General features: G+C 65.9%; 12 protein-coding genes and 1 tRNA gene. 10 read left to right on the top strand and 3 right to left on the bottom strand.

Features of this window, described 5'->3' with window-relative positions; all coding sequences use genetic code 11:
* Positions 1–9: 9 nt before the first annotated feature.
* Entirely contained in the window at positions 10–660 is a 651-nt protein-coding gene (locus tag DW355_RS14210) for a LuxR C-terminal-related transcriptional regulator (protein WP_278249362.1), read from the bottom strand.
* 105 nt (positions 661–765) lie between these two features.
* Here DW355_RS14210 and DW355_RS14205 point away from each other — a divergent pair, with 105 nt between their 5' ends.
* The 4 genes from DW355_RS14205 to DW355_RS14190 all read left to right on the top strand — a co-directional run bounded on the left by DW355_RS14205 (position 766) and on the right by DW355_RS14190 (position 3,725).
* Entirely contained in the window at positions 766–1,467 is a 702-nt protein-coding gene (locus DW355_RS14205) for a CoA transferase subunit A (protein WP_131280984.1), read from the top strand.
* 66 nt (positions 1,468–1,533) lie between these two features.
* Positions 1,534–2,172 carry a 3-oxoacid CoA-transferase subunit B gene (locus DW355_RS14200; protein WP_131280982.1) on the top strand — a complete coding sequence of 213 codons (639 nt, stop codon included), beginning with the start codon at positions 1,534–1,536 and terminating at the stop codon, positions 2,170–2,172.
* Positions 2,173–2,409: 237 nt separating this feature from the next.
* The gene (locus DW355_RS14195) at positions 2,410–2,889 is read left to right on the top strand and encodes a hypothetical protein (protein WP_131280980.1); all 480 of its coding nucleotides are present in this window, start codon (positions 2,410–2,412) and stop codon (positions 2,887–2,889) included.
* Between the two features lie 83 nt (positions 2,890–2,972).
* Complete coding sequence (locus tag DW355_RS14190; RefSeq protein ID WP_131280978.1) at positions 2,973–3,725, top strand: alpha/beta hydrolase; 753 nt, start codon at positions 2,973–2,975, stop codon at positions 3,723–3,725.
* Between the two features lie 77 nt (positions 3,726–3,802).
* Here the strand turns inward: DW355_RS14190 and DW355_RS14185 are convergent.
* Positions 3,803–3,876: transfer RNA gene (locus DW355_RS14185), tRNA-Gly, on the bottom strand.
* A 53-nt stretch (positions 3,877–3,929) separates the two neighbouring features.
* Complete coding sequence (locus DW355_RS14180) at positions 3,930–5,414, bottom strand: NAD-dependent succinate-semialdehyde dehydrogenase (RefSeq protein ID WP_131280977.1); 1,485 nt, start codon at positions 5,412–5,414, stop codon at positions 3,930–3,932.
* 64 nt (positions 5,415–5,478) lie between these two features.
* Here DW355_RS14180 and DW355_RS14175 point away from each other — a divergent pair, with 64 nt between their 5' ends.
* The 6 genes from DW355_RS14175 to DW355_RS14150 all read left to right on the top strand — a co-directional run bounded on the left by DW355_RS14175 (position 5,479) and on the right by DW355_RS14150 (position 13,611).
* A complete protein-coding gene (locus DW355_RS14175; protein ID WP_131280975.1) occupies positions 5,479–6,267 on the top strand; it encodes a sulfite exporter TauE/SafE family protein in 789 nt (262 codons plus the stop codon).
* Between the two features lie 105 nt (positions 6,268–6,372).
* Positions 6,373–8,997, top strand: coding sequence for an alanine--tRNA ligase (gene alaS / locus DW355_RS14170; RefSeq protein WP_131280974.1), 2,625 nt, complete (start codon positions 6,373–6,375; stop codon positions 8,995–8,997).
* Positions 8,998–9,179: 182 nt separating this feature from the next.
* Entirely contained in the window at positions 9,180–10,340 is a 1,161-nt protein-coding gene (locus DW355_RS14165; RefSeq protein ID WP_242671175.1) for an ABC transporter substrate-binding protein, read from the top strand.
* Entirely contained in the window at positions 10,321–11,700 is a 1,380-nt protein-coding gene (locus DW355_RS14160) for a diguanylate cyclase (protein WP_131280971.1), read from the top strand. The genes DW355_RS14165 and DW355_RS14160 overlap by 20 nt, the downstream gene beginning before the upstream one ends.
* A gap of 28 nt (positions 11,701–11,728) precedes the next feature.
* Positions 11,729–12,337 carry a TlpA family protein disulfide reductase gene (locus DW355_RS14155; protein WP_131280969.1) on the top strand — a complete coding sequence of 203 codons (609 nt, stop codon included), beginning with the start codon at positions 11,729–11,731 and terminating at the stop codon, positions 12,335–12,337.
* Between the two features lie 92 nt (positions 12,338–12,429).
* A complete protein-coding gene (locus DW355_RS14150; RefSeq protein ID WP_131280968.1) occupies positions 12,430–13,611 on the top strand; it encodes a transglutaminase-like domain-containing protein in 1,182 nt (393 codons plus the stop codon).
* Positions 13,612–13,681 lie beyond the last annotated feature (70 nt).

Below are 13,681 nucleotides of genomic sequence, written 5' to 3'. Positions count from 1 at the left end.
CGCCCGTGCTCAGCCCAGCGTCAGCTTGAGCACCAGCTCGGCCGTGGTGCCGGCCTGGTACTTGCGCATCAGGCGCGCGCGGTAGATCTCCACCGTGCGATGGCTGATGGCCAGCGCCTTGCCGATTTCCTTGGAGGTCAGGCCTTCCAGCAGGCGCGCCGCGACCTCGCGCTCACGCGCCGTCAGTCCGGTCTTGACCGAGCGGTGCGCGCTCAGATCCTCGAAGGTCCAGATGCCCGGGCCCAGGGGCTGGGTGGGGTCGAGTGCGCGGCCCGTGACATGGCACCAGAACAGCTCGCCCTGACGATGACCGTCCACGCGCCGCATGATCCGGTCGTCCGCATAGGTGCTGTGCGCGTCCATTCGGGCGTTGATGCGCACGCCGATGCGCTCGAACTCGTCGGCACTCGGGTAGAGCAGGGCGAAGGACTGGCCGATCAACCGCTCCCGCTCGGTACCGAAGATCTCGCAGACGCGGCGGTTGCAGTCCAGGATCACACGTTGGCGCGACAGCACCATGCCGATGGGGGCGTAGTCGAAGGCGAGGCGGTAATCGATGGGCGTGTCCGTGGGGCTGTCCGGGGGCTTGCCCGCCGGACGGCCTGGGGGATGCACCGAGGCCGTGGCCGCAGCGCGCGAGGGTTTTGTCTCCTTGTCCATGCGGGCTGGATTTTAGGCAGTACTACGTATCGGTCTAGGTAGGTAGCGCGATTACAGTCTCGGGCTGCATCCGGCATTCGATCCAGACACAGCAAGGAGAACCCCGTGAACAAGATTTACCCGAGCGCGAAGGCGGCCATTGATGGCGTGGTGCGTGACGGCCAGCTCATCGCCGTCGGCGGCTTCGGCCTGTGTGGCATCCCCGAGGCGCTCATTGACGCCGTGCGCGAGGCGGGCACCAAGAACCTGACCGCCATCTCCAACAACGCAGGCGTCGATGATTTCGGCCTGGGCAAGCTGCTGCAGACCCGTCAGATCAAGAAGATGATCTCCAGCTACGTCGGCGAGAACAAGGAGTTCGAGCGCCAGTACCTGGCGGGTGAACTGGAACTGGAATTCACGCCCCAGGGGACACTGGCCGAGAAGCTGCGCGCGGGCGGTGCCGGCATTCCGGCCTTTTTCACCAAGACCGGCGTTGGCACCGTGGTGGCGGAGGGCAAGGAATTGCGCGAGTTCGATGGTGAGACCTATGTGATGGAGCGCGCACTGCTGCCCGACGTGGCCCTGGTCAAGGCCGACGTGGCGGACAAGTCGGGCAATCTGCGCTTCAACCTGACGGCACGCAACTTCAACCCGGCCGCGGCCATGGCGGGCAAGGTCTGCATCGTCGAGGTGGAAAAGATCGTCGAGACCGGCGAGCTCGCGCCGGACGATGTGCACCTTCCGGGTATCTACGTGCACCGTATCGTGCTCAACGCCGCGCCCGAGAAGCGCATTGAGAAACGCACTGTCAGGGCCGCTGCCTGAGCCCCGGGCCAGGCGGACTCCCACGAGACAAACCAGCACCCACAGACGACAGGCAAGGAGAACAAGATGCCCTGGACCCAAGAACAGATGGCCGCGCGCGCGGCCCAGGAACTGCAGGACGGCTTTTACGTGAACCTCGGCATCGGCATGCCGACCCTGGTGGCCAACTTCGTGCCGGAGGGCATGGAAGTGTGGCTGCAGAGTGAGAATGGCATGCTGGGCATCGGCCCCTTCCCGACGGAAGACGAGGTGGACCCGGACCTCATCAATGCCGGCAAGCAGACCGTGACCACCATCAAGGGCACCAGCATTTTCGGCAGCGACCAGAGCTTCGCCATGATCCGCGGCGGCAAGATCAACCTCAGCATCCTGGGGGCCATGCAGGTCAGCGGCAAGGGCGACCTGGCCAACTGGATGATCCCGGGCAAGATGGTCAAGGGCATGGGCGGGGCCATGGACTTGGTGGCTGGCGTGCCTCGCTGCATCGTTCTGATGGAGCATGTGGCCAAGAAGAAGGACGGCAGTGAAGACTTCAAGATCCTGCCCGAGTGCACTTTGCCGCTGACCGGCAAGGGCGTCATCGACCGCATCATCACCGACCTCGGTGTCATGGACGTGACGCCGCAGGGCCTGAAGCTGGTCGAGCTGGCCCCGGGCGTGACGCGAGAATTCATCCAGGGCAAGACGGGGGTTCCTCTGATCTGATGTCCGCGCCACGCGGGGCGGGTTTACCCGTGCTGCAAGGCTTGATGAAATAGGCCCCTGCGTTGCAACGCAGGGGCCTTCATTTTTGCCGCGCCGGACCGTTAACAAGATGTATAGGCAAGTGGGCGCGAAATTTGCGAATGCTTGTCGGTGCGTATCTGCCGATCTCCAGCGTCCCGACGGACCTTGGTCCCGCCCTGATTCCCGGCCTGCCTCTTGTACTCTGCTCGTCATCCCATGTTTTCAAGCCCGAAGAAATTTCTCACGCTGTCGCGCTCGTGGCGTGTCGAGAAAAAAGGCCGGAGCCTGCGAGCTCCGGGCGTCGATGCCCAGGCCGAGGCGCAGGGCGGAGCGGTGTCGCTGGAACGTGTGCGCTTGGCCATGTCCGGGGCCATGCAGGCCAGTTTGGTGGGGTCGCCGGCGACAACGATGGGCAGCGGCACGGGCAAGCCGCAGGACGACAGAGCCCTGACGGGGCGGATGCCCTCGGAGCCTGAAGGGCTGGATGCACGCGCCAATGCGCAGGTGGACCTGCTGCAACGTCAGCTGCGGTCCGCACCGGACCTGGACACCCTCTGGTACTTGCGTCCCGGCCTGATGAATGTCATCGCGGTGCGTCAGGGCGAGGTGGCGGCACGCGACTGCCTGGTCGCCCTGACCGCGCTCTTCAAACACCATCAGCCCTTGGGCCAGTCCGCGCGTCCTGGCGCGTTCTGACGGCGCTCGCACCCACTGCGGCAAACCGTCTGCCCGCGACCATCGGCCGGTTCCCGATCAAGGGGCCGCCCTAGAATGAGCGCATGCTAGATCCCGATTTGCTGGGGCAGTTCAATGGCGCGCTGCTGGGGCGCCTGACCTTCTCATGGCCGGATGCGCCCATCCAGTCGCCGCTGCCCGCCGGTCGTCACAGCCTGCAGTTTCCTGAAGGCCGCGAGGCCGTGCTGGTGGTGCCCGAGGGCTTGGACGCCGATGCGCCCGTGCCAATGCTGGTGCTTTGCCATGGCGCGGGCGGCGAGGCTGACAAGATGTTGCCTTTTTTCGTGCGCTGGGCGCGGGCCGGACGTTTCCTTTTGCTGGCGCCCCAGTCCATGTTTCCGACCTGGGACATCGTGATCGGTGGCCATGGGCCGGACCTGGAACGTCTGGACATTGCACTGCAGCAGGTGGCCGCGTGTTTCCGGCTCGACCCCGCGCGCCTGGCCCTCGCCGGTTTTTCCGATGGCGGCAGTTACGCGCTGTCGGTCGGCCTGAGCAATGGCGAACTGTTCAGCCACGTGATCGCGCTGTCGGCCGGCTTCATGAATACTTTCACCCGCCAAGGTACGCCCAAGGTTTTCATCGCCCACGGCCGCTCGGACAGTCAGTTGCCCTTCGAGACCAGCGCACGGCCGCATGCGCTGAAGTTGCTGGAGGAGGGCGTGGACCTGACCCTGCTGCCCTTCGACGGTGACCACCGCATCGTGCCCGAGGTCGTGGCCCGGGCGATCGCTTTTTTCATGGGGGAGACAGGAGCGGAATGGTCTGCGTCGCGTCCGGTGACGCCCAGCGCCTGAGGCATCCTGGTCGAGACGGTCTGCGTGCCCACAAACAAGAACGGCCCAGGAGGGATGTCCTGGGCCGTTATTCATTCTGGAGCGGGTGAAGGGAATCGAACCCTCGTATGAAGCTTGGGAAGCTGCCGTTCTACCATTGAACTACACCCGCATTGCCGAAGCAAGCGTGCATTCTAACGTGTGCGCGGATGCCTCCGAGGCCGCTTACTTGAGGATGTCGCCCAGGCAGAGGTACTTCATCTCCACGTATTCGTCGATGCCGTGGCTGGAGCCTTCCCGGCCCAGGCCGGACTGCTTGACGCCGCCAAAGGGCACATGCTCGGTGGCAATGACGCCCGCGTTGATGCCCACCATGCCGTATTCCAGCGCCTCGCTGACGCGGAAGATGCGGCCAATGTCGCGGCTGTAGAAGTAGCTGGCCAGGCCGAAGATGGTGGCGTTGGCCGCATCGATGGCTTCCTGCTCGGTCTTGAAGCGGAACACGGGGGCGAAGGGGCCGAAGGTTTCCTCGGTGGCGCAGAGCATGTTGGCCGTCGCCTCGGCCACGACCGTGGGCTCGAAGAACTGGCCTTCCAGCTTCTTGCCTCCAGCCAGCAGCTTGCCGCCCTTGGCGACGGCATCGGCGACATGGCGCCGGACTTTCTCGACGGCGGCCTCCTCGATCAGCGGGCCTTGCACGACACCGTCCTCGAAACCATTGCCGACCTTGAGCGTCTTGACCTTGGCCGCGAATTTCTGCACGAACGCGTCGTACACGCCATCTTGCACGTAGATGCGGTTGGCGCACACGCAGGTCTGACCGGCGTTGCGGTACTTGCTAGCGATGGCGCCTTCCACCGCGCTGTCGATATCGGCGTCGTCGAAGACGATGAAGGGCGCGTTGCCGCCGAGTTCCAGCGCGAGTTTCTTGACCGAGGGCGCGCTCTGCTGCATCAGGATGCGCCCCACCTCGGTGGAGCCCGTGAAACTGATGTGGCGCACGGTCTCGCTGGCGCAGAACACCTTGCCCACGGCGATGGAGTTGGCGCTGTCGGCGGTGATGACGTTGAACACGCCCGCCGGAATGCCGGCGCGCACGGCGAGTTCGGCGGCGGCGAGCGCCGTCAGCGGCGTCAGCTCGGCCGGCTTGATGACCACGGGGCAACCCGCGGCCAGGGCGGGCGCGACCTTGCGGGTGATCATGGCCAGCGGGAAGTTCCACGGCGTGATGGCCGCGCACACGCCGATGGGCTGGCGCAACACCAGCAAGCGGCGATTGTTGTCGAACTGCGGCAGGGTCTCGCCGTTGACGCGCTTGGCTTCCTCGGCGTACCACTCGACGAAGCTCGCGCCGTAGGCGACCTCGCCCTTGGCCTCAGCATAGGGCTTGCCCTGCTCGGCCGTCATCAGGCGACCCAGATCGTCCTGGTTGGCCATCAGCAGGTCGAACCACTTGCGCAGGATGAGGCTGCGCTCCTTGCCGGTCTTGGCGCGCCAGGCCGGCCAGGCCTTGTTGGCGGCGGTGATGGCCGCCTCGGCATCCTTGGGCCCGAGGTTGGCCACGTCGGCGAGCTTGGCGCCGGTGGCAGGGTCATGCACGTCGAAACGCGCCGCCGTGGTGCCCTTGACCCACTGGCCGTTGATCAGTGCGTCGGTCTTGAGCAGGCTCGGGTCTTTGAGCAAGGCCAGGGGGCCAGTCTTCATATCCATGGGATGATCTCCACCAAATGAATGGCCTGCATTCTCTCACTTCCTTTTTTCCAGATCTCGTGTCATGACGCTGCCGGTCTTGTCTTTCGCCTCTTCTTCGTTTCCCCTCATCACCAGTCCCGTCTTTTACGCAGCCGCCATTCCCGCGGTTCTGTTGATGGGGGTCAGCAAAAGCGGTTTCGGTGCGGGCTTCGGTTCCTTGGCCGTGCCCCTCATGGCGCTGTCCATTCCGGTGCCGCAGGCGGCGGCGATCTTCATGCCCATCCTGCTGCTGATGGATCTGCTGGGTCTCTGGGCCTTCCGTCGGTACGTGAATTGGGCCTTGCTGCGCTTCCTGTTGCCGTGCGCGCTGATCGGTGTCGTGGCAGGCACCTTGTTGTTCCGCCTGCTGGACTCCCGGCTGGTGGCAGGCTTGGTGGGGCTGTTCACACTGCTCTTCTTGGCGCAACGCCTGCTGTTCCCGCCCCGGCCGGACAGCGCGCCGCCGCCGCGCTGGGTGGGCGTCATCCTGATGGCGACGGGCGGCTTCACGAGTTTTGTCTCGCACGCGGGCGGGCCGCCGGTCAACGCCTACGTGATTCCGATGCGCCTGGCGCCCTTGGTGTTCACCGGCACCATGGCCTACCTGTTCTTCGTGGTGAACCTCAGCAAGTGGGCGCCTTACGCCTGGTTGGGCCTGCTGGACATGCGCAACTTCGCCACCTCGCTCGTGCTGCTGCCGCTGGCGCCGCTGGGCGTCTGGGCGGGCGTGTCGATCGCCAAGCGCATCGATCAAAAGCTGTTCTACCGCCTGGTCTACTGGGGCATGGCGCTGACGGGCTGCAAGCTGGTGTGGGACGGTTGGCTGGCCTGAGTGGCTTGCGAGGCCGCTCAAATCTATAATCCGAAGCGATCTTGTTTTCCGGTTTTCTCAAATAAATCAAGCTTTTGCGCTCGCACGCAGCCTGGCCATCCGTTCATGAGCACGCCCAAATTTTCCGTCGCGGACATCCGCAAGACCTTCCTTGACTTCTTCGCCTCCAAGGGCCACACCGTCGTGGCCTCCAGCCCGCTGGTGCCGGGCAATGACCCGACGCTGATGTTCACCAACTCGGGCATGGTGCAGTTCAAGGACGTGTTCCTCGGCACCGACAAGCGCAGCTATGTGCGCGCGGCCTCGGTGCAGGCCTGCCTGCGCGCCGGCGGCAAGCACAACGACCTGGAGAACGTGGGCTATACCGCGCGCCACCACACCTTCTTTGAGATGCTGGGCAATTGGTCCTTCGGTGACTACTTCAAGCGCGAGTCGCTGAAATGGGCCTGGGAACTGCTGACCGAGGTCTACAAGCTGCCCAAGGAGCGCCTGCTGGCCACGGTCTACGCCGAAGACGACGAGGCCTACGACATCTGGACGAAAGAAATCGGTCTGCCGCCCGAGCGCGTGATCCGCATCGGCGACAACAAAGGCGGGCGCTACAAGTCCGACAACTTCTGGATGATGGCCGACACCGGCCCCTGCGGCCCCTGCTCGGAGATCTTCTATGACCACGGCCCGCACATCGCCGGCGGCCCTCCGGGCAGCCCCGAGGAAGACGGCGACCGCTTCATCGAGATCTGGAACAACGTGTTCATGCAGTTCGAGATGCACGAGGATGGCTCGGTCACGCCGCTGCCTGCGCCCTGCGTGGATACCGGCATGGGCCTGGAGCGCCTGGCCGCCATCCTGCAGCACGTGCACAGCAACTACGAGATCGACATCTTTGCCGCGTTGATCCAGGCGGCCGGCCGTGAGACCGGCACGACCGATCTCGGCAACCCCTCGCTCAAAGTGATCGCCGACCACATCCGCGCCACGGCCTTCCTGGTCAGCGACGGCGTGATTCCGTCCAACGAAGGCCGTGGCTACGTGCAGCGCCGCATCGTGCGCCGTGCCATCCGCCACGGCTACAAGCTCGGCCGCAAGACCCCCTTTTTCCACAAACTGGTGGACGAGCTCGTTCGCCTGATGGGTGATGCCTATCCGCGCCTGAAGGAACAGCAGCAGCGAATCACCGAGGTGCTCAAGGCGGAAGAAGAGCGTTTCTACGAGACGCTGGCCAACGGCATGGAGATTCTGGACGCGGCCCTGGGTGACGGCGCCAAGGTGCTGCCCGGCGACGTGGCCTTCAAACTGCATGACACCTACGGCTTCCCGCTGGACCTGTCGGCCGACGTCTGTCGCGAACGCGGCCTGAGCGTGGACGAAGCTGGCTTCAAGTCGGCCATGGACAAGCAGAAGAACCAGGCCCGTGCCGCCGGCAAGTTCAAGATGGACAAGGCGCTGGACTACACGGGCGCGGGCAATGTGTTCGTGGGTTACGAGAAGCTGGAAGCCGCGGCAAAGATCGTCGCGCTCTACGTGGACGGCACGCCCACGGCCCAGCTCAAGGCTGGCCAGGATGGTGTCGTGGTGCTGGACACCACGCCCTTCTACGCCGAGAGCGGCGGTCAGGTGGGCGACGAAGGTCTCGTCATTGCCGGCTCAGCCCGCTTCGAGGTGGCCGACACCCAGAAGATCAAGGCCGACGTGCATGGCCAGCACGGCACCCTGGCTGTGGGCACGCTCAACGTGGGTGACGCGGTCACGGCCCAGGTCAACCTGGCCCGCCGTGCCGCGACCATGCGCAACCACAGCGTCACCCACCTGATGCACAAGGCCTTGCACGAAGTGCTGGGCAGCCATGTGCAGCAAAAGGGCTCGTTGGTGGACGCCGACAAGACGCGCTTCGACTTCACGCACAACACGCCGGTGACGTCGGTCCAGATCGCCGAGATCGAGCGGCGCGTGAACGACGAGATCCTGTCCAACAGCGCCACCCAGGCGCGTCTGCTGGACATCGAGGCCGCCAAGTCCACCGGCGCGGTCATGCTCTTCGGCGAGAAGTACGGCGACACGGTGCGCGTGCTGGACATCGGCAGCAGCCGAGAGTTCTGCGGCGGCACCCACGTGGCGCGCACGGGCGACATCGGTCTGTTCAAGATCGTCAGCGAGTCGGGCGTGGCCGCGGGCATCCGCCGCGTCGAGGCCGTGACGGGCGCGAACGCGCTCGCCTATCTGCAGGGACTGGAAAGCGCCGTGCACCAGGCCGCGGGCGCGCTCAAGGCGCCGGCGGCTGAGTTGCAGGGCCGCATCACGCAGGTGCTGGACCAAGTCAAGCTGCTGGAGAAAGAAATCGCCGCGCTCAAGGGCAAGCTGGCTTCCAGCCAGGGCGACGAGCTGATGGCTCAGGCGGTGGACGTCAAGGGCATCAAGGTACTCGCCGCCACGCTGCAGGGCGCGGACGCCAAGGTGCTGCGTGAAACGCTGGACAAGCTCAAGGACAAGCTCAAGACCGCCGCCATCGTGCTGGCCACGGTGGAAGACGGCAAGGTGCAGATCGCGGCCGGCGTGACCGCCGACAGCGTGGGCAAGATCAAGGCCGGAGAACTCGTGAACTTCGTCGCCCAGCAGGTGGGCGGCAAGGGTGGCGGCAAGCCTGACATGGCCATGGCGGGCGGCACCGACGCGAGCGGCCTGCCCAGGGCCCTGCAGGCTGTGCAGGGTTGGGTGGCCGAGCGCTTGTGAGTTTGCAGTTCATAGCGTGCGTCTATGAACTCGATTGCTCATGGGCGTGTCGCTTGAAGCTGGCTCGCCGCTAGACTAGCCAGCGCGCGAGAGACGCTGCAAGCGTCCAAAGACGGAATACAGGGCGGACGTTCAAACGGCGAGGTCGTTGGGGTATGAGGCCAGGCAGGCGCTTGTCATGGGTGACTCTTTCCGCCGCCGCGCATGCGCTGCGCGCAGGTGCATGGGCCGCTGCCGTCTTGTTTGGCGCTGACGCGCTGGCCCAGCGAGTGGCCTTCATCAACCCTGGCAAGGTGGACGAGTTCTACTGGTCGGGCGTCGCGCGGTGCATGCAGTCCGCCGCGCAAAACTTGGGGCAGACCCTGGAGGTCCATTACGCCGAACGCGAGCACCTGCGGGTCTTCCAGATCGCCCGCGCCATCGCGGCGCGCAAGCCATCCCTGCGGCCCGAGTACGTCGTGGTCACCAACGACTACGGCACGGGGCCGGAACTGCTCAACATCTTCGAGGGCAGCGGCATCCGGGTCTTCATGGCCTACAGCAAACCCACGGCGGAGGAAATGGCACGCACCGGCACGCCGCGCCACAAGCACAGGCTCTGGATCGGGTCGCTTGAGCCCCGGGCGCAAGACGCCGGGTATCTGACGGCCCGCGCCCTGATCGCCCAGGCCCGCGCCGCGGGCGCCCAGGGGACGGACGCCAAGTTGCATTTGCTGGTGATCGCGGGCGATCGCAGCACGCCGTCTTCGATCGCACGCAATGATGGGATGCGCCAGGCCGTGCGCGAGGCGGGTGACGTGGTGATCGACCAGGAGGTCTACGCCGCCTGGTCGCGCGAGAAAGCGACCGAACAGGCCGAGGTGCTTTACCAGCGCCATCCACAGGCCCGGCTGGTCTGGGCCGGCAACGACCTGATGGCCTTCGGCGCGATGAGGGCCTTGGAGCAACGCGGTGGCGTGCCGGGACGGACGGTTTTTTTCAGCGGCATCAATACCTCCGCCGAGGCGCTGCAGGCGAAGGAGAGTGGACGCCTGGCGGCGCTGGCGGGGGGCCATTTCATCACTGGTGCCTGGAGCTTGGTGATGATTCTTGACCACTACAAAGGCCACGATTTCGCGGATGAGGGCCTGATGCAGGAGCGGCGCATGTTTGTCTTGTTCGATGCCAAGCTGGCGCAGGCGCTCCGCGCAAGCCTGGGGCCGGGCTGCGATCACGTTGATTTCAGGCGTTTCAGCAAGACCTACAACCCTCGCCTGCGCGGTTATGACTTCAGCCTGGAAGGCCTGCTGAAAAACGCTCCCCAGACCACCGAAAGGCTTGACGATGAACGCGCGCTTCCTTGATGACCCCGCGCCACGCACTGCCGCTGCGGAGCCCCAGGCCCCTGAACCGTCAGATGCCGTCACGCCCCACATCGCCTGGGAAGTTCCGCGGAATTTCCATCCCCTGGCCGGCGCGCTGATTCGCCGCATCGTGCTGCTCGCGCTGCTGTGCATGGCATTGGTGCTGGCGGGGCAGACCTGGTACTTGCTGCGTCAGCATGAACAGCGTTTCGCCACACAGGTCGAGAGCATCGTGCGCACCAGCCTGCCGCAGCTGGCCACGGCCTTGTGGGACATCGAATTCGAGGCGGTACAACAGCAGGTACAAGCCATCGCCGCGCTGCCTGAAGTAGGGCATGTGCGTCTGCGCACCGCCACCGGGCAGGTGTTCATGGCGGGCGACCTGGCCGCGCGGGATGCCGCCACGACGGTGGTGCGGCGCATGGACATCCTGCCCTTGCCCGGCCAGGGAGGGGCAAGCCTGCCGCTGGGTCAGGTGGAAATCGTCGGCAACCCGCGCTACGTCATGGGCGAGGTGCGTGCCACCGCCTTGCAGGTGCTGCTCGGCTACGGGGTGTACACCGCCCTGGTGTGCCTGCTCGTCACCTGGCTGCTGCGCCGGCGGCTGCAACAGCCGTTGGAGGCCATGGCGCGTTTCGCTGCCGAGCTGACGCCGGAACGGCTGATGACGCCGCCGCCCCGCCAGCGCGCCACCGGGCGGCGCGATGCCGATGAGATTGACCTGCTGGCCGATGGTTTTGCCAAGTTGCAAACCGGGCTGCGCGAGCACATCGACGGACTGGATGAAAAGGTGGCGCAGCGCACGGACGACCTGCAGCGTTTGGTGGATGAGGTGTACCGCCTGTCGCGCACCGACGCACTCACGGGCTGCTGGAATCGCCGCGCCGTCGAGGAGCGCCTGCCGGGCGAGGTGGAGCGCGTGCAGCGTTATGGTCGGCCGCTGTCGCTGCTGCAGCTGAGCATTGACCACTTCCGCGAGCGCAAACGGAGCCTGGGCCCGGCTGGAGCGGACGCCTTGTTGCGCGAGGTGGCGCGCATTTGTCGGGCCGGGTTGCGCCATGAGGTCGATTGGTTGGCGCGCGACGATGGAGGCCAGTTCCTGATCGTTCTGCCCGAGACCGATCTGAGCGAGGCCATGCGCATGGCCGAGGGCCTGCGGCTGGGGGTGGTGGCCATCGGGGTCGGGCGCGTGCGACCGGGAGCGCCGTCCGAGGAGTCGGACCCGCTCACCCGCCTCAGCGCCAGCGTGGGTGTGGCCCAGTACCGCGCGGGCGAGCTGGCGCACCACCTGCTGGCGCGCGCCAGCGAGGGCGTCAGGCAGGCCCAATCTAACGGAGGGGATCGCCTGGCCAGCGTCTGAGCATGGGCGCGCCGCATACACTCGCGCCATGATGCAACGACGACTCTGTCTGCGAGGCGCGCTGGGCGCGGGCCTGACGCCGCTCGCATGGGCACCTGCCCTGCCCATGCTCGGCGCCGCGCCACTGCGGGCAGCACAGGCCACTGGCCTGAACGAGCTGGCCAACCCTGGCGTGGATACCGCTGGGCATGCCGTCACCCCCTGGCCTGCCGGGCCTAAGACGCCGCTGCTGCGCACACTGGACATGCAAGGCCGCACCTGGACGCTGGAGGCCCTGCGCGGGCGCGTGGTGCTGATGAATTTCTGGGCCTCGTGGTGCGCGCCTTGCCGGGTCGAGATGCCGACGCTGCAGACCCTTGCCGGGTTTTATGGTGACGCGGTCCAGGTGCTGGCCATCAATGTGGGTGAAGGGCCGCGTGCCATCGCGCGTTTCCTGCAGAGCAGCGCGCTGGACGCGGGGGCACTGACCGTGCTGCTCGACCCCGAGAAAGAAGCCGCGCGCGCCTGGGGCGCGGCCAGCGTGTTGCCCACGACGGTGCTGATCGACGCCAACGGGCGTCCTCGCCAACGGGTGCAGGGTGAGCTGGACTGGAGTGGCGACCGCGCCCAGTCGCTGGTGGATGCGCTGCTGTCCTGAGTCCTCCGGCTGGTGATAATCCCGTCCAGCCGTCTCGGTGCATCTTGACCTGCGCCGACGGTGTGTATCCCTCACCTACCGGAGATCGCTTTATGACTACCGTTCAACGCACGTCCGAAGGACGCGCGACGCAGCGCCGTGCCTTCCTGAAAAACGCGGCGGCGGCCGCCTCCTGTGCCGCCACCGTCTCCGCGCTTGGAACCTGGCCGATCCGCGCGGGCGCGCAGAGCGCCACACCCGAGCGCCAATTCAATCCCCAGCCCGGCGCCTGGCGCAGCTTTGAAGTCAAGACTCGGGTGGACGTGCAACTCGCCGACGGTCAGACCCGCGTCTGGTTGCCGGTGCCCTCCATCGACAGCGACTGGCAGCGTACCCTGGACAACCGCTGGGACAGCAATGGCCGTGTCACCTTGAGCAAGGACGTGGCGCAAGGTGGCGTGCCGGCGACGCAGTGGCTGGCCGTCGAGTTCATGCCGGGCGAAAAAGCCCCTTGGGTGGAGCTGAGCAGCCGCGTGCAAACCCGCAGCCGCGCGGTGGACTGGTCGGCCAAATCCAGCCAGCCGCAGGACAAGGACCTCGCGTTCTGGACGCGTCCCACCGCGCTGCTGCCCACCGACGGCATCGTGCGCGAGACGGCACTCAAGGCCACGCAAGGCGCCAAGACCGACTACGAGAAGGTGCGTGCCGTCTACGACTGGGTGGTCACCAACGCCTACCGCGAGCCCAAGGTGCGCGGCTGCGGCGAAGGCGACATCAAGACCATGCTGGAGACTGGCAATCTGGGCGGCAAGTGCGCCGACATCAACGCGCTCTTCGTGGGCCTGTGCCGCGCCGTGGGCCTGCCCGCGCGCGACGTCTACGGCCTGCGCCTCGCGCCTTCGGCCTTTGGCTACAAGGAACTCGGCGGCAACAACATGGGCAACTTGTCAGGCGCCCAGCATTGCCGTTCCGAGGTCTATCTCAAGGACCATGGCTGGGTGGCGATGGACCCGGCGGACGTGGCCAAGGTCATGCGCCAGGAAACGCCGGAATGGATCAAGACCACGCAGAACCCGCTGGTCTCTCCGGTGAACAAGGCGCTCTTCGGTCAGTGGGAGGGTAACTGGGTGGGGTGGAACATGGCGCACGACCTGAATCTGCCCGGCGCCCAGAAAGGCCCGCTCGGCTTTCTGATGTACCCGGTGTGCGAAACAGGGCCTGCCGGTCAGATCGAGCGCCTGGATTCCTACACGCCGGATGCCTTCAAGTACCGCGTCACCGCGCAGGAGGTCTGAATCCGAGGGGCGCCTTGAGGCGCATCCGCTTGCGGCCCGATGAAAGTGCAAGGGCGCTCACGAGGAGCGC

This window comes from Hylemonella gracilis, from assembly GCF_004328645.1.
In the GTDB taxonomy this organism is placed as follows: Bacteria; Pseudomonadota; Gammaproteobacteria; order Burkholderiales; family Burkholderiaceae_C; genus Hylemonella; species Hylemonella gracilis_B.
The sequence above is the reverse complement of the archived record's forward strand: the minus strand, read 5'-3'. Positions and strand labels throughout refer to the sequence as shown.